This window comes from Bradyrhizobium sp. MOS001, from assembly GCF_004634465.1.
In the GTDB taxonomy this organism is placed as follows: domain Bacteria; phylum Pseudomonadota; class Alphaproteobacteria; order Rhizobiales; family Xanthobacteraceae; genus Bradyrhizobium; species Bradyrhizobium barranii.
The window spans coordinates 86407-107251 of record NZ_SPVJ01000008.1; the positions used below are offsets into that span (position 1 = coordinate 86407).

The 20845-nt window shown below is 64.0% G+C and carries 20 protein-coding genes; 13 read left to right on the forward strand and 7 right to left on the reverse strand.

What is annotated here, in order from left to right; translation table 11 throughout:
* Positions 1 to 225 precede the first annotated feature (225 nt).
* A complete protein-coding gene (locus CT676_RS14410) occupies positions 226 to 1398 on the reverse strand; it encodes an MFS transporter (protein WP_085405199.1) in 1173 nt (390 codons plus the stop codon).
* Between the two features lie 60 nt (positions 1399 to 1458).
* Between CT676_RS14410 and CT676_RS14415 the strand changes: the two genes are divergently transcribed.
* From CT676_RS14415 to CT676_RS14430, 4 genes are all read left to right on the forward strand, one after another.
* Positions 1459 to 2256 (forward strand): helix-turn-helix transcriptional regulator, encoded by a 798-nt coding sequence (locus CT676_RS14415; protein ID WP_167768049.1) that lies wholly within the window; start codon positions 1459 to 1461, stop codon positions 2254 to 2256.
* 266 nt (positions 2257 to 2522) lie between these two features.
* The gene (locus CT676_RS14420) at positions 2523 to 3875 is read left to right on the forward strand and encodes a malonyl-CoA decarboxylase (RefSeq protein ID WP_085405200.1); all 1353 of its coding nucleotides are present in this window, start codon (positions 2523 to 2525) and stop codon (positions 3873 to 3875) included.
* Between the two features lie 220 nt (positions 3876 to 4095).
* Entirely contained in the window at positions 4096 to 5544 is a 1449-nt protein-coding gene (locus CT676_RS14425; protein WP_135214825.1) for an MmgE/PrpD family protein, read from the forward strand.
* A gap of 189 nt (positions 5545 to 5733) precedes the next feature.
* A complete protein-coding gene (locus CT676_RS14430; RefSeq protein WP_085405202.1) occupies positions 5734 to 6879 on the forward strand; it encodes a DUF418 domain-containing protein in 1146 nt (381 codons plus the stop codon).
* A gap of 147 nt (positions 6880 to 7026) precedes the next feature.
* Here CT676_RS14430 and CT676_RS14435 read toward each other — a convergent pair whose 3' ends face one another.
* From CT676_RS14435 to CT676_RS14460, 6 genes are all read right to left on the reverse strand, one after another.
* Positions 7027 to 7314 carry a GIY-YIG nuclease family protein gene (locus CT676_RS14435; RefSeq protein WP_085405204.1) on the reverse strand — a complete coding sequence of 96 codons (288 nt, stop codon included), beginning with the start codon at positions 7312 to 7314 and terminating at the stop codon, positions 7027 to 7029.
* A 215-nt stretch (positions 7315 to 7529) separates the two neighbouring features.
* Positions 7530 to 8699 carry a D(-)-tartrate dehydratase gene (gene tarD / locus CT676_RS14440; protein WP_071910182.1) on the reverse strand — a complete coding sequence of 390 codons (1170 nt, stop codon included), beginning with the start codon at positions 8697 to 8699 and terminating at the stop codon, positions 7530 to 7532.
* A gap of 138 nt (positions 8700 to 8837) precedes the next feature.
* Positions 8838 to 9095 (reverse strand): DUF3297 family protein, encoded by a 258-nt coding sequence (locus CT676_RS14445; RefSeq protein ID WP_015684132.1) that lies wholly within the window; start codon positions 9093 to 9095, stop codon positions 8838 to 8840.
* Positions 9092 to 9568 carry a glutathione peroxidase gene (locus CT676_RS14450; protein WP_085405205.1) on the reverse strand — a complete coding sequence of 159 codons (477 nt, stop codon included), beginning with the start codon at positions 9566 to 9568 and terminating at the stop codon, positions 9092 to 9094. Before CT676_RS14450 ends, CT676_RS14445 begins: the two co-directional genes overlap by 4 nt.
* Positions 9569 to 9570: 2 nt before the next feature.
* The gene (locus CT676_RS14455) at positions 9571 to 10971 is read right to left on the reverse strand and encodes an amidase family protein (RefSeq protein WP_085405206.1); all 1401 of its coding nucleotides are present in this window, start codon (positions 10969 to 10971) and stop codon (positions 9571 to 9573) included.
* A 212-nt stretch (positions 10972 to 11183) separates the two neighbouring features.
* Positions 11184 to 11441, reverse strand: a complete 258-nt coding sequence (locus tag CT676_RS14460; protein WP_063981427.1) for a hypothetical protein — start codon at positions 11439 to 11441, stop codon at positions 11184 to 11186.
* 248 nt (positions 11442 to 11689) lie between these two features.
* On the opposite strand from CT676_RS14460, the gene pqqA reads away from it, so the two are divergent.
* The 9 genes from pqqA (at position 11690) to CT676_RS14505 (ending at position 20762) form a co-directional block, all read left to right on the forward strand.
* Positions 11690 to 11770, forward strand: a complete 81-nt coding sequence (pqqA, locus tag CT676_RS14465) for a pyrroloquinoline quinone precursor peptide PqqA (RefSeq protein ID WP_007595659.1) — start codon at positions 11690 to 11692, stop codon at positions 11768 to 11770.
* Between the two features lie 124 nt (positions 11771 to 11894).
* Positions 11895 to 12824 carry a pyrroloquinoline quinone biosynthesis protein PqqB gene (pqqB, locus tag CT676_RS14470; protein WP_135214826.1) on the forward strand — a complete coding sequence of 310 codons (930 nt, stop codon included), beginning with the start codon at positions 11895 to 11897 and terminating at the stop codon, positions 12822 to 12824.
* Positions 12821 to 13600 carry a pyrroloquinoline-quinone synthase PqqC gene (gene pqqC, locus CT676_RS14475; RefSeq protein ID WP_063981425.1) on the forward strand — a complete coding sequence of 260 codons (780 nt, stop codon included), beginning with the start codon at positions 12821 to 12823 and terminating at the stop codon, positions 13598 to 13600. The genes pqqB and pqqC overlap by 4 nt, the downstream gene beginning before the upstream one ends.
* Before the next feature lie 12 nt (positions 13601 to 13612).
* Complete coding sequence (pqqD, locus tag CT676_RS14480) at positions 13613 to 13924, forward strand: pyrroloquinoline quinone biosynthesis peptide chaperone PqqD (protein WP_085405208.1); 312 nt, start codon at positions 13613 to 13615, stop codon at positions 13922 to 13924.
* On the forward strand, positions 13921 to 15114 hold the full coding sequence (gene pqqE / locus CT676_RS14485) for a pyrroloquinoline quinone biosynthesis protein PqqE (RefSeq protein ID WP_135214827.1): 1194 nt from the start codon (positions 13921 to 13923) through the stop codon (positions 15112 to 15114). Before pqqD ends, pqqE begins: the two co-directional genes overlap by 4 nt.
* Positions 15104 to 16090, forward strand: a complete 987-nt coding sequence (gene pip, locus CT676_RS14490) for a prolyl aminopeptidase (RefSeq protein WP_085405210.1) — start codon at positions 15104 to 15106, stop codon at positions 16088 to 16090. The genes pqqE and pip overlap by 11 nt, the downstream gene beginning before the upstream one ends.
* Before the next feature lie 142 nt (positions 16091 to 16232).
* Positions 16233 to 16910 (forward strand): DUF4286 family protein, encoded by a 678-nt coding sequence (locus CT676_RS14495; protein ID WP_135214843.1) that lies wholly within the window; start codon positions 16233 to 16235, stop codon positions 16908 to 16910.
* Positions 16911 to 17145: 235 nt separating this feature from the next.
* On the forward strand, positions 17146 to 18945 hold the full coding sequence (locus tag CT676_RS14500) for an FAD-dependent oxidoreductase (RefSeq protein WP_085405212.1): 1800 nt from the start codon (positions 17146 to 17148) through the stop codon (positions 18943 to 18945).
* Positions 18915 to 20762 carry a 2-oxoacid:acceptor oxidoreductase subunit alpha gene (locus tag CT676_RS14505; protein ID WP_071910167.1) on the forward strand — a complete coding sequence of 616 codons (1848 nt, stop codon included), beginning with the start codon at positions 18915 to 18917 and terminating at the stop codon, positions 20760 to 20762. Before CT676_RS14500 ends, CT676_RS14505 begins: the two co-directional genes overlap by 31 nt.
* The last annotated feature ends 83 nt before the right edge of the window (positions 20763 to 20845 follow it).

The window sequence follows — 20845 nt, forward strand, 5'->3', positions numbered from 1 at the left end:
CACAGTAGAACGGCGTTGATGGCATTGGGCTTTTTTGAGCGTTCCGGTGCTTTGACACGTCGGGCAAAACACCGGCAGAATGGCATGATGGGGGTATGGGCGACCTCCCTCCTCATCACCCGTCATTGCGAGCGCAGCGAAGCAATCCAGAGTCCCTCCGCGGAGGCAGTCTGGATTGCTTCGTCGCTACGCTCCTCGCAATGACGAGCGGAGAGAGCCCCGGCCTCACGCCGCCGCCGGCGTCCTGATCTCGCGCGGCAGGATGATGGCGGCGGCGATCGCGAGAAGGCAGAGCGCGGCGAAGGCGTGAAGCATGGTGACGAAGCCGCCCTGTTCGTAGAGCCAGGCGACCAGGCCGACGGAGGCGCCCGCGGCGGTGAAGCCGATGAAATAGCGCACCGCATAGGCGCGCGAGCGCCATTCCTCGCTGGTGTATTTGCCGACCATGGCATCGTTCACCGTGACCTGCCCGAACGCACCCATGACGATGCCGATCGAGACCAGGATCAGCGGCAGATTGGACAGGCTCGCGGCGAGATAAAGGAACGGCGCCAGCATAAAGGACAGCGGCAGCGCCACCGTCTTCAGCGAGTAGCGGTCGAGCAACCGGCCGATCGTGTACTGGGTCATCGCGCCGAACACGTAGACGCAGGCGGCGATGACGCCGAGCAGCGCCGGGCTTTTCGTCAGGTCCGCAAGCCGTTCCGCGAACAGTTTTGGCAGCGCGACGGTGACCGCATTGAACGTGGTCGAGATCGCGATGACCACGATCAGCAGCGACAGGATCACGCGCCACATGTCTTTCTTCGCCACGCGCGCTTGAGCTGCCGCCTGCTTCGAGCCCTTGCGGTCCTCGTGCACGACCATCATCGCAAAGGCGATGCCGATCAGGATGGTGACGACACCGGGCACGATGAAGGCAAAACGCCAGCCGAGATACTGGCCGATCACGCCGGTAACCAGCGCGGACGACGCAACGCCGAGATTGCCCCAGACGCCGTTGATCCCCATCTCGCGGCCGAGCCGGTCGGCATAGGACACGATCATCGCGGTGCCGACGGGGTGATAGATCGAAGCAAAAATGCCGATCGCGAACAGCGCCGCGCCAAGCTGTGCCGGGGTCTGCACGAAGCCGACCGAGATCATGGAAGCACCGATGCCGACGAAGAAGATCAGCATCATGTGGCGGCGGCTCCAGCGGTCCCCGAGCCAGCCGGTGAGCAGCGAGCCCGCGCCGAAGGCGACGAAGCCCGGCGTCGCATAGGGCAGAAGTTCCGAATAGGCCATGCCGAGCGCCGGCCCCATGATGATTACGGCGGCGGCGAAAATCAGCATCGCATAATGGTCGATGAAATGGCCTGCGTTGACGAAACTGATCACCCGGCTGGGGCTGTTCATTCCGAATCCTCTCTTGCTCCGAAATGAGTTATATGTCGGACCCATGACGGGATGCCGCCAATGAATGTCTTGGAAACGCCAATCCTCCGGGAGGTCCGGAGCAACCATCTCTCGCCCGCGGGCGTGCACCTGGTTGCACGCGACTATCCCAAGGGCATGCGGATCGATCCGCATATGCACCGCGAGTCACAGCTCATCTACGCGGCCAGGGGGACGATGCAGGTGACGACGCCCGCGGGGCGCTGGCTGGTGCCGCCGGACCGCGCCGTCTGGGTGCCGGCCGGGCTCGAGCATGCCCTCGACCTGCTCGCCGACATCGAGATGCGCACGCTGTATTTCGACCTGCCCTGGCTCAAGCGCGAGCAACGCTATGAGGGGCTGACCAAGGAATTCGTGGTGCGAGTATCGCCGCTGCTCAACCAGGCGATCCTCGCGCTGTTCGACACACGCAACACCGAGGAGCGGACCGAGCTGCTGGTCCGCCTGGTGATGCTGGAATTGCACCAGGCGGAGGATTCCGCGACCTTCGTGCCGCTGCCGCATGAGCCGCGCTGCCGGCGCGCCGCGATGATCGTGCTCGACGATCCCACCGGCCTGCACGACATCGACACGCTGGCGCGCGAGGTCGGAACCTCCGTGCGTACGTTGTCGCGGCTGTTTTCGACCGAGACGCAATTGAGCTTCAAGAGCTGGTGCCAGCGCGCAAGGGTTGCGGCAGCGATCCAGCGGCTGTCGACCGACCCCAATGTGTCGGTGAAGCAGCTCGCCACCCAGCTCGGCTATGCCAGCGTGCCGGCGTTTTCGGCAGCATTCCGTCAGGTCACGGGGCGGACGCCGACGGAGTTTGCGGGGAAGTAGTCACGGTGTCGTCGCCCGGCTTGACCGGGCGACCCAGTATTCCAGACGGCCGTGATTGAGCCGAGAGGCCGCGGCGTACTGGATGCCCCGGTCAAGCCGGGGCATGACAGCTTTGGTGGCACTCTCGCCCTCGCGGGGCATGACAGCTTTCCTGGTGGCGCATGGCACCACGAAAGATACAAAATTCCCCTGCTTGATTGTGATCGGCTTCCGCCTAAATCCCGTGTAAGCTTCCGCAGCGCACAAACCGGAATCGAAACGACCAGATGGCCAACGCCTTCTTCTCAGACCTGCTCGCCACCATCTCCGATCGCGGCCGCACGCTGCTGCGCCGCGGGGATTCCGACGACACCAAGCACGATGCCGACGGGCTGATCGAGCTCTGCGGTGCGCTGCTGTCGGGCCGGGGCGAAGCTTCGGGCACTGCCATGGCGCGTGAGGTGCTCGACATCTACCAGGAGCTGGATGCGGCAGGACGCCGCGCCTTCTTCGAAGCCCTGGTGCGCGATTTCGGCCCCGATCGCGAACGCCTGTCCAAGGCGATCGAAAAATGGCGCGCCAAGCCCAGTGACGAAGACGCGAGCTCGCTGCACTTCGCCTCCGAGCCGCGCCGGCAGGAGCTGATCCGCCGCCTCAACCGCGCGCCGGGCGGCACCGGCGATCTCGTCAACATGCGCGCCGATCTGCTCGGCATGATGAACGGGCACACCGATCTCGCCGCGCTCGATCGCGACGTCTCGCACCTTCTCTCGTCGTGGTTCAACAGGGGGTTTCTCGTGCTGCGCCGGATTGACTGGTCGACCCCGGCCAACATCCTCGAAAAGATCATCCGTTACGAAGCCGTGCACGAGATCAGCGACTGGGACGACCTGCGCCGCCGCATCGATCCGGTCGACCGGCGCTGCTACGCCTTCTTCCATCCCGCGATGGTTGACGAGCCCCTGATCTTCGTCGAGGTGGCGCTGACCGAGACGATCCCCGGTGCGATCGCGCCGCTGCTGGCGGTCGACCGCCAGCATCTGCCGATCGAGCGTGCGCGCACCGCGGTGTTCTATTCGATCTCCAACACCCAGCGCGGGCTTGGCGGCATCTCCTTCGGCAGCTTCCTGATCAAACAGGTGGTCGAAGAGCTGCGCCGCGAGACGCCAAAACTCGACACCTTCGTGACGCTGTCGCCGGTGCCGGGCTTCATGCAATGGGTGAAGCAGGACAGGGACCTGCCGCTCTCGGACGAGGACCGCGAGGTGCTGAAGCGCCTCGACGATCCCAAATGGTTCGAGAACCCCGAGACGACGACGCTGCTCCGCACCGTGATCGAGCCGCTCGCGGCCTATTACTTCCTGAAGGCGCGCACGCCGAAGGGCAAGCTGATCGATTCCGTCGCCCGCTTCCATCTCGGCAACGGCGCACGGCTCGAGCGCATCAACTGGCTCGGCGACCTCTCGCCGAAAGGCGCACGCGAGTCCGCCGGCGTGATGGTCAACTACCTCTACCGCCTCGACGACATCGAGAAGAACCACGAAGCCTACGCCAACGACGGTGAGGTCGTGGCGTCGAGCGCGGTGAAGAAGCTGCTGAAGGGCGAGGGGCGCAGGCTGCTGGATATGCGGCTGTCGTAGGGGCAGCCCTGCTCGCGCCCCATCGTCATTGCGAGGAGCTCTTGCGACGAAGCAATCCAGATTGTCTCCGCGGAGAGAGACTGGATTGCTTCGCTGCGCTCGCAATGACGGAGGATGTGGTGGCACCCAGGGCGCTTCTGGCGCCAGCGTCGGCTACTAGACACGCGGCTGTCCTAAGCGCTAGACGTTTCATCAGTTCCTGCACCAAAGACGGGACACCATGAAACGACGCGACTTTCTCGGCCTGACCGCAGCGGCGGCAACCAGCCTCTCGCTTTCGCCCGCACGGAGTTTCGCGGAGGGATCTGGCTCCGGGCCAGAAATGACGGCGCTGTGCGACTACATGAGCGCTGCGAAAACCCGCGCGCTGCCACCCGAAGTCGTCGAACAAGCAAAGCACCACATCCTCGATACGCTGGCGTCGATGGTATCAGGATCGGAGCTGCCGCCCGGTCAGGCGGCGCAGCGCTACATTCGCGCCAATGCTGCGCAGGGGACATCGACCATTGCCGGCACATCGCTCACCGCGTCGCCAGTCGAGGCCGCGCTTGCCAACGGCGTCATGGCGCATGCCGACGAGACCGACGATTCGCACAGCCCGTCGCGCTCGCATCCCGGCTCTTCGACTGTTCCCGCGGCACTTGCGCTCGGCGAACACCTCGGAATCGACGGCGCCCATTTTCTGCGTGCGGTGACGCTGGGCTACGACGTCGGCACGCGCGTGGTGATGGCAATGGGCGGGGCCGATTTCAGCTATGAGAGCGTGCTGAGCACGCACAGCATTGCCGGCACGTTCTGCGCCTCGGCTGCTGCCGCCTGTGTCGCCGGCTTCGATGCGCGCCGGATGCGCTGGGTGCTCGACTATGCCGCGCAGCAATCCTCCGGCTTCATCGTGTGGCGGCGCGACGTCGACCATATCGAGAAAGGGTTTGTGTTCGCCGGCATGCCGGCCCGCAACGGCGTGACGTCAGCACTGCTGGTGCGTTCGGACTGGAACGGCGTCGACGACGTGTTCTCAGGGCCAGACAATTACTTCCTGGCCTATGCGCCGAAGGCTGCGACCGGCAAACTCGTGGAGAAGCTTGGCGAGCGTTACGAGATCGCAGGCACCGACATCAAGAAATGGACGGTGGGTTCACCGATCCAGGGACCGCTCGATGCGGTCTACGCCATCCGCAGCAAGCAGGCGTTCGAGGCCGATCAGGTCAAGCGCGTGACCGTGCGCCTCGCGCCGTCCGTCGCCGAGGTCGTGGACAACCGCGACATCCCCGACATCTGTCTCCAGCACATGGTCGCCGTGATGCTGCTCGACAAGACCGCCTCCTTCCACGCCGCCCACGACAAGCCGCGCATGCAGGACGCGGCGGTTTTGAAGGAGCGCGCCAAAGTGAATTTGGTGCGCGACGAGGAGCTGGCCAAACTATTGCCGGTGCGCGTCGCCGTCGTCGAGATCGAGCTCACTGATGGAAGCCGCCTCTCCGAGCGCGTCACCGCCGTGCGCGGCACGCCGCGCAACCCGATGACGCGCGACGAGGTCATCGACAAGGCACGCGATCTGATTGCCCCAGTGGTCGGCGGCGAGAAGGCCGAGCGGTTGATCAAGTCGGTGTATGAGATTGAGGCTGTGACCGACATCCGCAGCTTGCGGCCGCTGCTGCAACGCGTGTGAGGAGCGAAATTTCGTAAGGGATGGCAGACTTTCGCCACATCGTCATTGCGAGGAGCTCTTGCGAAGAAACAATCCAGACTGCCTCCACAGAGAGATTCTGGATTGCTTCGCTGCGCTCGCAATGACGGAGCGTGTGGCAGGCATCTCGCCCCGCGCCACGCGTCGTCGAGCTACAATTGGAATTCTTCCATGACATCCGATGGTGCCGCATCTCCTCGGGCAATAAGCCCCTCGGACCGGATCGACGCCATCGACGTGCTGCGGGGCATTGCCCTGTTCGGCGTCATGGCCATCAACGTGGTCATGGAATTTCGCATTTCGATCTTCGAGCAGTTTCTTGGTGCCAGGACGCTTGCTTCGCCGGTTGATCGCGCTGTCGAAACGATCCTGACGCAGGCCGTGGAGCTCAAGGCGTTTGCGCTGTTCTCGCTGCTGTTCGGCGCAGGCCTTGCCATTCAATTCGACCGGCTCGCGAACAGCGAGCGCCGCACTTTCCTGCTCCTGCGGCGGCTCGCTGTGCTGCTGGTGTTCGGCGTCATTCATTTGTGCCTGATCTGGAACGGCGATATCCTCACCGAATATGCACTGGCGGGATTCATCGTGCTGCCGTTCCTGTTTGGCCCGCGCTGGTTGCTGACGCTCGCCGCGCTGGCGTCTCTCGCGCTGTATCTGGCCATGCAGGCCTTTCCGCCCGCGGGGTTGTTTCCCGGCAGGACCGCGATCTGGCGGGACGTCATGGATGCAAATCGCATCTATGCGACGGGCGGCTTCCTCGACGTGCTGGCGTTTCGTCTCCGCGAAATTCCTCTCATCGCGTCCCTGCACGCGTTCGTCTTCTTGCGCACGATCGGGCTGTTTCTCGTCGGAGCGCTGGCCTGGCGGAGCGGCATTCTGCAAAATGCCCGCGGCCTGCTCGTCATCGCGCTTCCGGCTATCTGTCTCGGCGCGGCCTTGCTTTACGTCGGCATCGAGCCGCTCGGCAACATCCTGCTGGCGCTGGGCTATGGTGCCGCCATCCTCTTCATCGCCAGTTTCGGACGCGGCAAGAGGCTGCTCGGCTGGGCCGCGCCGCTCGGCCGGATGGCATTCACCAACTACATCGCACAATCGCTCATCTTCGGCTGGATCTTCTACGGCTACGGCCTTGGCCTGTTCGGACGGCTCGGCATCACCCAGGCCCTCGCTATCGGCATCGCCGTCTACGTCGGACAGGTGCTGTTCAGCGCATGGTGGCTGCGCCACTACCGACACGGCCCGATCGAATGGCTGTGGCGCACGCTGATGTATGGTGCACTGCAGCCGATGTTGTTGTCACGGGTGGAGGGCGTGCAGTGACCAAGGTCCCTCCGCCGTCATTGCGAGGAGCACTTGCGACGAAGCAATCCGGATTGCCTCCGCGGAAAGATTCTGGATTGCTTCGCTACGCTCGCAATGACGGGATGAGTGGCGCCCTCTCGCCTACTACCGCCACTCCCCCTGTAGTCAGATCAGCGTCTCGTAGAGATCCGTCCAGTCCGGATTGGCGCTCTCGATCAGCGCAAGCTTCTTCGCTCTGCTGCCACCCTTGATCTGCTTCTCACGTACAATCGCATCGGTCATTGTCGCGTGCAGTTCGTACCAGACGAGAAGCTTGCAGCCGTATTTCGACGAGAAGCCCTTCACCAGGCCCTCATGATGCTCGAACGCGCGGCGCGGCGGATTCGAGGTGACGCCGACGTAGATCGTCCCATTGCGACGATTGGCGAACATGTACACGCAGGGCTGCTTCATGATTATTCTCGATCAACGAGAGCGTTCACGATATCACAACCAAGAGATGATCGCGAGCAGCATTTGCAATAGGCGTGACAGAACGCAGCTCTCTCCGCCGTCATTGCGAGGAGCGCAGCGACGAAGCAATCCAGACTGCCTCTGCGAAAAGACTCTGGATTGCTTCGCTGCGCTCGCAATGACGGAGAGTGTCGGCGCGGCCGTCGAGCCCAATCCTACTCCGCCAGCGCCTTCATTTCCTTGTAGAGATCCGACTTGCCTTCGAAGCCGATGCCCGGCAGGTCGGGCATGGTGATGTGGCCGTTCTCGACGCGCACGCCATCCGGGAAGCCGCCGTAGGGCTGGAACAGGTCGGGATAGCTCTCGTTGCCGCCGAGGCCGAGGCCGGCTGCGATGTTGAGGGACATCTGGTGGCCGCCGTGGGGGATGCAGCGGCTCGGCGACCAGCCGTAGGTTTTCAGGACCTCCAGCGTGCGCTGGTATTCGCAGAGGCCGTAGGATAGCGCGCAGTCGAATTGCAGCCAGTCGCGGTCGGGACGCATGCCGCCGTAGCGGATGAGGTTGCGCGCGTCCTGGTGGCTGAACAGGTTTTCGCCCGTGGCCATCGGGCCCGGATAGAATTCGGCGAGCGCGGCCTGCAGCGCGTAGTCGAGGGGATCGCCGACCTCCTCGTACCAGAACAGCGGATAGTCCCGCAGCATCTTGGCGTAGGCGATGCCGGTCTCGAGATCGAAGCGGCCGTTGGCATCGACCGCGAGCTGCGCGTCCTTGCCGATCTCCTTCAGCACCGCCTCGATGCGGGTGCGGTCGTCTTCGATCGACGCGCCGCCGATCTTCATCTTCACGACGTTGTAACCGCGATCGAGATAGCCGCGCATCTCGCCGCGCAGCATCGAGAGATCCTTGCCGGGATAGTAGTAGCCGCCGGCGGCGTAGACGAACACGCGCGGATTGGCTTTGACGCCGTGCCGCTCGGCGAGCAGCCGGAACAGCGGCTTGCCTGCGATCTTCGCCACCGCGTCCCACACCGCCATGTCGATGGTGCCGACCGCGACCGAGCGCTCGCCATGGCCGCCCGGCTTCTCGTTGGTCATCATCGCGCCCCAGACCTTGTCGGGGTCGAGATTGTCACCGGCCGCATTCAGCAGCGACTTCGGATCGGCCTCCAGGATGCGCGAGGCAAAGCGCTCGCGGATCAGGCCGCCCTGCCCGTAGCGACCGTTGGAATTGAAGCCGTAGCCGACGACGCGCTTGCCGTCGCGGACGACGTCAGTGACGACGGCGACGAGGCTCGTCGTCATCTTGGTGAAGTCGATATAGGCGTTGCGGATCGGCGAAGAGATCGGCTTCGTGATCTCGCGGACGTCGACGATGCGGACGGACATGGGATTGGCTTTCGCTAACGGTGAGAAACGTTCGTCATTGCGAGCGGAGCGAAGCAATCCAGACTGTCACCGCGGAAAGACCCTGGATTGCTTCGTCGCTGCGCTCCTCGCAATGACGAGGACAGAGTATACGCGCGCTTACTTCTTATCCCTGAAATACGGCTCGACCGGACCATGCACCTTGATCGTCAGCGGATTGCCGTGGCGGTCCTTGGCGTTGCCGGCGGTGACGCGGACCCAGCCTTCGCTGATGCAATACTCCTCGACATTGGTCTTCTCGACACCCTTGAAGCGGATGCCGACGTCGCGCGAGAGAATATCCGCGTTGTAATAGGGGCTGTTCGGGTCGACCGACAGGCGGTCCGGAAATTCGTCGCTCATGATTGTCTCGCTCATAACAGGGTCTCGATTTGATTCCGCAGTCCTTCCGGCCGTGCGGTCGGCGCGTAGCGCGCGATCACCTTGCCGGCACGGTCCACGAGGAACTTGGTGAAATTCCATTTGATGGAGGCGCCCAGCAGGCCGGATTGCTGGCGTTTCAGGTAGTCATACAGAGGGTGCGCATGGGCGCCGTTGACGTCGATTTTCTCGAACAGGGGAAAGGTGACGTCGTAGTTGGTGGAGCAGAAGGCTTGGATCTCGCTCGCCGGCCCCGGCTCCTGCGCGCCGAACTGGTTGCAGGGAAAGCCGAGCACCGAGAAGCCGCGCGGCGAGAGGTCGCGATAGAGATCCTCGAGCCCGCGATATTGCGGCGTGAAGCCGCATTTGCTCGCGGTGTTGACGATCAGCAGCACCTGCCCCTCGAAACGGCGCATGGGCACCTCCTCGCCGAGAAGCGAGTTGGCCTTGAAGTCGTAGATCACAGACATCACTAACCCACGGGATCGATCGGCGACGGCGGCACGCCGCCCGCCTCGATCGCTTCGCCTGCGAGCAGACACAGATCCTCGCGATAGCGGCCGGACACGATGTGCACGCCGACAGGCGCCTTGCCGACCAGACCGGTGGAGACCACCAGGCCCGGCAGTCCCATGAACGGGGTCGCGATTTGCGGCATCTGCGCCTCCCAGACACGCTCGAAGGACTCACTGTCCTTGCGGTCGAGATGATCCGGGAACGGCAACTCGCCGGACACCGGCGTGAGCACGACGGCATATTTCTCGAAGAACAGCATCCAGTCGCGGGTCAGTGCGGCGCGGCGCGTGAGCGCCTTGGCGTAGTCCGCCTGGTCCATCGGCGTGACCTTGGCGCGATTGCCGCGCAGGCAGGCCAGCGCACCGGGATCGCCTTCGCGCTCAGCCATCTCCAGCTGCGCCTCATAGCCGTCGCCAAGCCAGAGTTTCCTCTGCCACGCGACCGCCTCGCGCATCGGCGGCGTGTTCTCGATGACCTCGACAGTCCAGCCGGCGCGCTCCAGCCGCTTGCCGGCGTCAGTCACGGCCGCCTTCACCTCCGGTTTGGTCGCAAGCCCGTCCGGATTGAGGCAGAGCGCGGCGCGCTTCGGCCGCGCGGGGCCCTCCAGCGGCGCCGGCACGAACCAGGGGTCGCGGATGTCGCGGGCCGACATGGCTTCGAGCGAGATCCTGAGATCGTTGACCGTGCGCGCCAGCGGGCCCGAGACGGCCATGATCTGCGGCCCGATCGGACGCTCCGGCAGCGCCGGGTTGAAGGCGGGGATGCGGCCGAGCGTCGGGCGCAGGCCGTGCACGCCGCAGGCATAGGCGGGATAGCGGATCGAGCCGGCGATGTCGGTGCCGTGGGCGATATGGCCGATGCCGGCCGCGACCGCCGAGCCGGCGCCGCCGGACGAGCCGCCCGGGGTCAGCGAGGCATCGCGGGGGTTCTTGGTGTCGCCATGGACCAGATTGGTGGTGAACCAGCGATAGGAGAAGGCCGGGCAATTGGTGCGGCCAAGCAGAATGGCGCCCGCTTTGCGGAAATTGGCGACCACCGGATTATCCTCGTGCGCGATCAGGTCGCGCTGGAGTTTCAGGCCGTTGGTGGTGGCAAAGCCTTCCTGGTCGACATTGGCCTTGATGGTGACGGGCACGCCGGCGAGCACACCGGGGTCTTCTCCCCGGGCGATGGCGGCATCGACGGCGTCAGCCTGCTTGAGCACGTCCTCCGGCCGGTGGTCGATCACCGCGTTGAGCTGGGGATTGACGGCGTCCAGGCGGGCGAGGCCGGCCTTGGCGGCCTCCCGGGCGGACACCTTTTTGGCCTTGACGAGGGTGGCGAGGTCGGCGGCCGACAGGCGCCAGAGATCTTGCATGGCTTGCTCCGTTTAACCGGCGTCTTTTAGCGCCGGGAACGCGGCAAAGCCATGCGGATTTCGCGGGGAGGAAGAGCGGGTTTGGCGCCGGGTGGCGCCTCATTCTCCGTCATTGCGAGCGCAGCGAAGCAATCCAGAATCCCTCCGCGGAGACAGTCTGGATTGCTTCGTCGCAAGGGCTCCTCGCAATGACGGGGGAGAGCGCGGGGGCCTCAATGCCTGGTCGCGGACTGATCCGGGATGTCCAGCAGGGCCTCGGTGAACGGGAATTCGAGCACGATCTCCCCGTCGTCGTCGGTCACCTCGATCACGGCCTCCATGAGCGCCGGCTGGGCGCCCTCCGACTTCACCACCTCCAGGATCATCTGGCGGGCGACCTCCCAGGCGCGATCGGGGTTACGCAGGTCCTCTCCGTCGGGATCCACGATCAATTCGTCGCCGATGCGGGTGTTGAAGAAGTATCTGGGCATCACGAGGGTCCAAATTGGGAGGCCTGTACCGGATTGAAAGCTGCACTGCACTCACAACTGCTTTATCAGGACAGGGTTCGCGACCGAATGCGCCACGCGCAAGGCAGCATCACGGGAAGTGATGTTCCAACATCATTTTCGCGGCGCAACATGGCTTTCTCGGGAAGATTTCACTAGCGAAGTTTTCCGCTCGCATTACTTTAACCGTTGGGCGGATACGTCCGAATTCGTGAAAATGGAGAGCCAAAATGGCTTGGAAAGCCCCGAAGATCGTCGAAGTGCCCTGTGGCATGGAAATCAACATGTATGTGAGCGCCACCCGCAAGTAAGCGGTTGGTGGTTTCTGCGCAGGTGGATCTTTCGGTCACGATCGGTTTCCGGAAGACACGAGCTTTGTCGGCATCCGTGTCGGCCTGAGATCCACCTCGCGACGTTCCCTCCAGGAGACGTATTATGCTTCGCGTCGTCGTCCTGGGCGCCGGGGCCGGCGGCGGAGTCCCGCAATGGAACTGCGGGTGTGAGGGCTGCCGGGCGGCCCGTGAAAATGGCCAGGAGCTTCAGAGAACCCAGGCCTCGGTCGCTTTCAGTGGCGACGGCGAGCACTGGTTCCTGATCAACGCCTCCCCCGATCTTCGCCAGCAATTGAACGCCACGCCGCAGCTGCATCCCAAGGCCGGCGCGCTGCGCCATACACCTGTTGCAGGCGTGATCCTGACCAACAGCGAGGTGGATGCGGTCGCGGGCCTGCTGTCGATGCGCGAGGGATCGCCCTTCACGGTCTATGCGCATACGAAGGTGCTGGCGATCCTGAAGAGCAACAGCATCTTCAACGTCCTGAACGAGAAGAACGTACAGCGCCAGCCGATTTCCATCCACGAGCCGTTCGAGCCGCGGCTGCCTGATGGCGCGCGCTCAGGACTTGAGGTGCTGCCCTTCGCGGTGCCCGGCAAGTCGGCCTGGTATCTGGAAGGCAAGGCGCATCCCGGCGGCGAGAGCGGCGACGGCGATACGCTGGGGCTCAAGATCACGGACAAATCAACCGGCAAGTGCTTCTACTTCATCGCCGCCTGCGCCGAGGTGACCGACGCGCTCAAGGCCGAGATCGACGGCGCCGCACTGGTGTTCTTTGACGGCACGGTCTGGCAGGATGACGAGATGATCAAGGCCGGGCTCGGCCACAGGACCGGCAAGAGCATGGGCCATGTCGCGATGTCCGGTCACGATGGCGCGATCGCGCGCCTCGCCGACCTCACTCTCGACAGGAAGATGTTTCTGCATATCAATAACTCGAATCCGGCGCTGCTGCCCGATACGCCCGAGCGCAAAGCGCTTGAAGCCGCGGGCTGGCGGATACCCGCCGACGGAACGGAGATCGTGCTGTGAATGCCGCGTCACTGACTGGAATGACCGCGCTCTCTGTTGGCAAGGACATCAGGCTCAACTCGGCCGAGGAGCTTGAGGCGACGCTGCGCCATATCGGCGCGACGCGCTATCACAGTCTGCATCCGTTCCATAAGCTGCTGCACGGCGGCAAGCTGAACAAGGGCCAGGTGCAGGCCTGGGCGCTCAACCGCTACTATTACCAGAGCACGATCCCGATCAAGGACGCCGTCGTGATCTCGCGCTTCCGCGACCGCGCTACGCGGCTGGAATGGCGCCACCGCATCGAGGACCATGACGGCGACGTCGGCAGCGAGGGCGGCATCGAGCGCTGGCTGAAGCTGACCGAAGGCCTCGGCCTCGACACGGCCTATGTGGAATCGACCGAAGGCATCCTGCCGGCGACGCGCTTCGCGGTCGAAGCCTATGTCCATTACTGCCGCGAGAAGAGCCCGCTGGAGGCGATTGCCTCCTCGCTCACCGAATTGTTCGCGCCGAACCTGCACGAGGAGCGCATCTCCGGCATGCTGGAGCACTACGACTTCGTCAATCCTGATATCATGAGCTACTTCAAGCGGCGGCTGGCGCAGGCGCCGCGCGATGCCGGCTTCGCGCTCGACTACGTCAAGGCGCATGCCACGACGCCGGAGCAGCGCGCCTCCGTCTGCAACGCGCTGATCTTCAAGACCAACGTGCTGTGGGTGCAGCTCGATGCGCTCCAGCACGCCTATGTCGAGGGCCACATTCCACCGGGCGCGTTCGTGCCCAAAGCGAGCTGAGGGACAAGCGCAATGGTCGGGCCGCGGAACATCAGCGTCAGCGAGGCAAGCCGCCCTGTGCTGCCGCGGCATGCCAAGCTGAAATATGACGAGACGCGCAAGGTCTGGGTGATCCTGGCGCCGGAACGGGTGCTGGCGCCCGACGAGATCGCGGTCGAGGTCTTGCAGCTCTGCGACGGCGAGCGCAATGTCGGCGACTTCGCCGACCAGCTGGCCGCGAAATACGCCGCGCCGCGCGAAGCGATCCTGGCGGACGTCATCGTCATGCTCCAGGATCTCGCCGACAAGGGCTTCCTCACCGAGGCCCGGGAGAAGACGTCATGAGCGACCTGCTCGGCAATCTTCCGCCCGACATCAGCGACAGCCTCGCGGTGCTGGAGAAGAGCCGCTCGACGGCGGAGGCGTTTGGCATTCCGCTCGCCGTATTGCTCGAGATCACCCATCGCTGCCCGCTGCAATGCCCCTATTGCTCCAACCCGGTCGAGCTCGATCGCTCCGGCAAGGAGCTGACGACCGAGGAGTGGAAGAGGGTCTTGAGCGAGCTCGCCGAGATCGGCGTGCTCCAGGTGCATTTCTCTGGCGGCGAGCCGACGGGGCGGAAGGACCTCGTCGAGCTGGTCAAACATGCCAGCGATGCCGGCCTCTACACCAATCTGATCACCTCGGCCGTGCTGCTGACGCGCGAGCGGCTCAGCGCGCTCGCGGACGCCGGCCTCTGCCATGTGCAGATCAGCTTCCAGGGTGTCGAGGAAGGCATCGCCGACCGCGTCGCCGGCTACAAGAACGGGCATCGCAAGAAGCTCGAAGTGGCGAAATGGACCCGCGAGCTCGATCTGCCGCTCACCGTGAACGCGGTGATGCACCGGCAGAATTTGCACCAGCTCCCCGACATCATCCAGATGTCTGTTGACCTCGACGCCGACCGGCTCGAGGTCGCCAATGTCCAGTATTACGGCTGGGCGCTGAAGAACCGCGCTGCCTTGATGCCGACCGTGGCGCAGCTTGACGAGTGCACCCGCCTCGTCGAGGAGGCGCGCGAGCGGCTGAAGGGCACGCTCGCCATCGACTATGTCGTTCCCGATTATTACGCGCTGCGGCCGAAGAAATGCATGGGCGGCTGGGGCCGGCAGTTCTTCAACATCTCGCCGGCCGGCAAGGTGCTGCCCTGCCACGCCGCCGAGAGCATCACCGGGCTCGAGTTCGAATCCGTGCGCTCCAACCATTCGATCGCCTGGATCTGGCAGAACTCGGATGCCTTCAACCGCTATCGCGGCACCGGCTGGATGAAGGAGCCGTGCAAGACCTGCGAATTCCGCGAGATCGATTTCGGCGGCTGCCGCTGCCAGGCCTTTGCGCTGACGGGCGATGCCGCCAACACCGACCCCGCCTGCGCGCTGTCGCCGCTGCACGAGACCATCTTCAAGCAGGCCGAGCGCGAGGCCGAGGGCGAGACCAACCGCTTCCTCTATCGCAATTTCGCCGGCGGCACTCTGGAATCCGGGAATGATGCCTGACGCCGACGCGGCCGCATCCGCCAAACGCGCCGATCCCTTTGCGCCGCTGACCTCCGACATGCTCGACGTCGGCGACGGCCACGAGCTCTATGTCGAGAGCGTCGGTCGTGCTGACGGCGTCCCCGCCATCTATCTGCATGGCGGGCCCGGCAGCGGCTGCCAACCCGACCATCGCAAGCTGTTCGATCCCGAACGCTTCTGCGCGGTGCTGTTCGACCAGCGCGGCTGCGGTCGCAGCCGGCCCAAGGGATCGCGCGAGCACAACACGACGGCGCATCTGATCGCGGACATGGAGAATATCCGCGAGAAATTTGGCTTCGACCGCTGGATGGTGGTCGGCGGCTCCTGGGGGGCGACGCTGGCATTGGCTTATGCCGAGGCGCATCCCGAGCGTGTCTCCGGCATTGCGCTCCGCGCAACCTTCCTGGGCACCCGCGCCGAGGTCGAAACCGCTTTCACATCGCGCCTGTCACAATTCTATCCGGCGCTCTTCGAGGATTTTCTGAGCGTGCTGCCGGTCGATGAGCGCGCACACCCGGTGGACGCCTATTGGCGCCGCATCCTCGATGCCGATCCGGCTGTGCACGGTCCTGCGTCGCGGGCCTGGCACGACACCGAGCGCGCTCTGTCTGAGCACAAGGCGGCAAAGACACGGCTGGACCTGGCATCGCTGAACGTGTGGCGCACGCTGCCCGCGACGCCATTCATGGAGGCGCATTATTTCGTCCACGACAGCTTCATGACGGATAACCAGCTGTTGCGGAATGCGGGCAAGCTCGCCGGCATTCCCGGCATCATCGTGCAGGGCCGCTACGATCTGTTGTGCCCTCCTGAGATATCCGAGCGGCTTGCGAAAGTTTGGCCGGGTTCCGAGATTCGGATCGTGGAAGAAGCCGGACATTCGCTCTATGATGCCGGCGTGCGGGACGCGGTCATGAAGTCGATCGCCGATCTCGCGTCGAAAGCCGCGGGCTAGATCGATCTCCTCATCCCGAGGAGCGCTCCAAAAGGAGCGCGTCTCGAAGGATAAGGGCCGGATCTAGCAGCGGGCCTTCATGGTTCGAGATGCCACTTCGTGGCTCCCCGCCATGAGGGTCTGAATGGGAAGGACAAGAACAATGCCGCTCGCCGGGCAAGGCATGCTGCTGACGTCGATGAACATCGACGTTCCAGATGAGGCCGATTTCAACCGCTGGTACGATCGCGAGCATCTGGAAGAGCGCGTCGCGATCGAGGGTTTCCTGGAGGCGCGGCGCTATGTCGCGCATGCCGCCAATCCCAAATATCTCTCGCTGTACTCGACCGCGACGCTCGACGTGCTCGACAGTCCCGCCTACCGGGCCCGCCTCGCCAACCAGACCGAATGGTCGCGGCGGACCATGGCGCATTTCAAGAACATGCTGCGCGTCGTCGCGCGCATCACCATCAGCAAGGGCACTGGTCGCGGCGCAGCACTCGGGCTGGTGCGGCTGCGGCCGAGCGCCGACAATGCCGGGACATGGCGTGATGCACTGCACGAAAAGCTGACGCCCGGGGAGCGCGAGGGCATCATCTCGATGCATCTGCTCGAAAGCGAGCCGGAATTGTCGGGCGCGACGGCCGACATTCCAGCGGTGCGCAATGAGGGCGCGCGCGACTGGTTCGTGCTGATCGACGGCACGCATGTCGGCGCGGTCTCCGCCGTCATTGCTGAACGCTTTACCGGCCCCGCCGCATCGCCCTTCCCGCTTCCTGTCTCCGTCGGCACTTACAGCCTGATGTGGGATCTCGCGAAGAGCGATATCGCGCCCGGCTAGCGGCCATCCGCAACGCAACATATTGCACCGCACGCATCTTGCGCGCGGCCGTTAATGCTGAGCGCGCGCAGCACCTATGAAAGCAGGTGATCGCGTAAATTTGCCGTTGTACTTCGGAACGGTTCTAATAAGCTAACCCAATGACGTCATTCATAAACCAGATCGACGCGCATTAGCGTTCGCCAAGCTCAAGAAAAGGCCGCCGGGTCTTTGGGCCTGTGCGGACAGGGTAGGAATGAAACCGACCGACATCGCGGCCCCCGACTACTTTCACAAAGTGGTCGATTGCCAGTGGGCCTGTCCTGCACACACCCCGGTTCCCGAATACATCCGACTGATCGCACAAGGCCGCTACAGCGACGCCTACATGATCAATTGGAAATCGAACGTGTTCCCAGGAATTCTGGGACGCACCTGCGATCGTCCATGCGAGCCGGCGTGCCGTCGCGGACGCGTCGAGGAAACGCCGGTGGCGATCTGCCGCCTCAAGCGCGTCGCCGCCGACTTCAAGGACGACATCAGGCAGCGCCTGCCGCGCCCCGCGCCGAAGAACGGCAAGCGCGTTGCGTTCGTCGGCGGTGGCCCCGCCTCGCTGACGGTGGCGCGCGATCTTGCTCCGCTCGGCTATCACTGCACCGTGTTCGACGGCGATCCCGAAGCCGGCGGTATGATGCGCACGCAGATCCCGAAATTCCGCCTGCCCAATTCGGTCATCGACGAGGAGACCGGCTACATCCTGGGTCTCGGCGTCGAGTTCAAAGGCGGTCATCGCATCGAGAGCATGAAGGCGCTGCTCGCGGAGAAATACGACGCGATCTTCGTCGGCTCCGGCGCACCGCGCGGACGCGAGCTCGACGTTCCCGGCCGGAAAGAAGCTGCCGCCAACATCCATATCGGCATCGACTGGCTGTCCTCGGTGTCGTTCGGCCATATCGACAAGATCGGCAAGCGCGTGATCGTGCTCGGCGGCGGCAACACGGCGATGGATTGCTGCCGCACCGCGCGCCGCCTCGGCGGCGCAGACGTGAAAGTCATTGTGCGCTCCGGCTTCGAGGAGATGAAGGCCTCGCCCTGGGAGAAGGAAGACGCGATCCACGAGGACATTCCGATCCTCAACTATATGGTGCCGGTGGCATTCAAGCATGTCGCCGGCAAGCTCATCGGCGTCACCTTCCAGCACGTCAAAGCCGAATACGACGCCAAAGGCCGCCGCAATCTGGTGCCTTCGGGCGACCCCGATCAGACCATTCCCTGCGACGACGTGCTGGTCGCGGTCGGCCAGGAGAACGCCTTCCCCTGGATCGAGCAGGATTGCGGCATCGAGTTCGACAAATGGCACATGCCCAAGGTCGATCCGAAGACCTTCGTCTCGACCAATCCGAAAGTGTTCTTCGGTGGTGACGCCGCGTTCGGCCCGAAGAACATCATCTGGGCCGTGGCGCAGGGCCATGACGCCGCGCTGTCGATCCACAAGATGCTCTCGGGCGATGACATCACCGAACGGCCGCTGCCGGAGGTGCAGATCTCCTCGCAGAAGATGGGCATCCACGAATGGAGCTATGACAACGACATCTCCAACGACAAGCGCTTCAAGGTTCCGCATCGCGACAAGGTGATTGCGCTGAAGGACATCCGCACCGAGGTCGAGCTCGGCTATGACGTCAAGCTGGCGCTGGGCGAAGCCGAGCGTTGCCTGAACTGCGACGTCCAGACCGTGTTCTCGACCTCGCTCTGCATCGAGTGCGACGCCTGCGTCGACATCTGCCCGATGGACTGCATCACCTTCACTGATAATGGCGAGGAAAGCGACCTACGCCAGCGCCTGAAGGCGCCCTCGCCGCATCCGGACCAGGACCTCTACGTGTCCTCTGATCTCAAGACCGGGCGCGTGATGGTTAAGGACGAGGACGTCTGCCTGCATTGCGGGCTGTGCGCCGAGCGTTGTCCCACCGGAGCCTGGGACATGCAGAAATATTTCATCGAGATGACTTACGCAGGTTCGACATGTCCGACAAAAAGCCGCTCAGCAGCGTAAACGACTTCGTCGTCCGCTTCGCCAACGTCAACGGCTCGGGCTCGGCCAGCGCCAACGAGATGTTCGCGCGCGCGATCCTGCGTCACGGCGTTCCGGTCTCCCCCCGCAACATCTTCCCCTCCAACATCCAGGGCCTGCCGACCTGGTACGAGGTGCGGGTGACGGAAGACGGCCATCTCGGCGCCCGTGGCGGCGTCGACATGATGGTGGCGATGAACCCGCAGACCTGGGACAAGGACATCGCCGGCATCGAGCCCGGCGGCTATCTGTTCTACGATTCCACCAAGCCGATGCCGTCGACCAAATTCCGCGACGACATCACCGTGATCGGCGTGCCGCTCACCGCGATCACCAACTCGACCTACACCGATCCGCGCCAGCGCCAGCTGTTCAAGAACATCATCTATCTGGGCAGCCTCTCGGCGCTGCTCGACATGGACCCGAAGCTGATCGAGCAGCTGATCGGCGAGCAGTACAAGGGCAAGGAGAAGCTGCTCTCCTCCAACGTCCATGCGCTGCATCTCGGCCGCGACTGGGCGCTGCAGAATTTGAAATGCCCGATCGGGCTGCGGGTGAAGAAAACCGACAAGGTCGGCGACCGCATCTTCATCGAGGGCAACAGCGCCGCAGCGCTCGGCGCGGTCTATGGCGGCGCCACCGTGTGCGCCTGGTATCCGATCACGCCGTCCTCGTCGGTGGCGGAGGCCTTCACCGCCCACTGCAAGAAGTACCGGCATGATCCCGAGACCGGCAAGGCGAAATACGCCATCGTGCAGGGCGAGGACGAGCTGGCTTCGATCGGTATCGTCATCGGCGCCTCCTGGAACGGCGCCCGCGCCTTCACCGCGACCTCCGGCCCCGGCATCTCCTTGATGACCGAGTTCATCGGCCTCTCCTATTTCGCAGAGATCCCGGCCGTGATCATGAACATCCAGCGCGCCGGTCCCTCGACCGGCATGCCGACCCGCACCCAGCAATGCGACATCATCGCCTGCGCCTATGCTTCGCATGGCGACACCAAGCACGTGCTGCTGTTCCCGGAAGATCCGGCTGAGGCCTTCGAGTTCGCGGCGGCCGCATTCGATCTTGCCGAACGGCTCCAGACCACGATCTTCCTGATGCTCGACCTCGACATCGGGATGAACCACCGTCTTTGCCGCCCGCTAAAGTGGGACGACGCGAAACAGTATGACCGCGGCAAGGTGATGACCACGGAGATGCTGGAGGAAGGCCGCGACTTCGGCCGCTATCTCGACGTCGACGGCGATGGCATTCCCTACCGCACCTATCCCGGCACGCATCCGACCAAGGGCTCCTATTTCACCCGCGGCACCTCGCGCGACCGCTATGCGCGTTACTCCGAGGAAGGCTCGGTCTATGCCGACAACATGCAGCGCCTGGTGCGCAAGTTCGAGACCGCGCAGGACCTGGTCCCGCGCCCGCTCCAGGCCAACGCGGAACGGCCGACCAAATATGGCGTGATCTATTTCGGCTCGACCTCGCCCGCGATGGACGAGGCGATCGGCCTGCTGGAGGCGCGCGGACATCAGCTCGACCGCCTGCGCATCCGCGCCTTCCCGTTCCACTCGAGCGTGGCGAGCTTCCTCGCCGAGCACGACTTCGTCTACGTGGTCGAACAGAACCGCGACGCCCAGCTCCGCCAGCTCATCGTCAACGAGAACGGCATCGACCCGGTGCGCCTCGTGCCGATCGTGCATTATGACGGCACCCCGATCACCGCCCGCTACATCGCGAAAGCCATTGGCGACCACCAGGATCACCTCAAGGTGACCCCGCTCCGCAAGGCCGTGTCATGACCTACGCTTTGCTCTCTCCACCGTCATGCCCGGGCTTGACCCGGGCATCCACGCCTTCCTTCTCTCCGGCCAAGACGTGGATG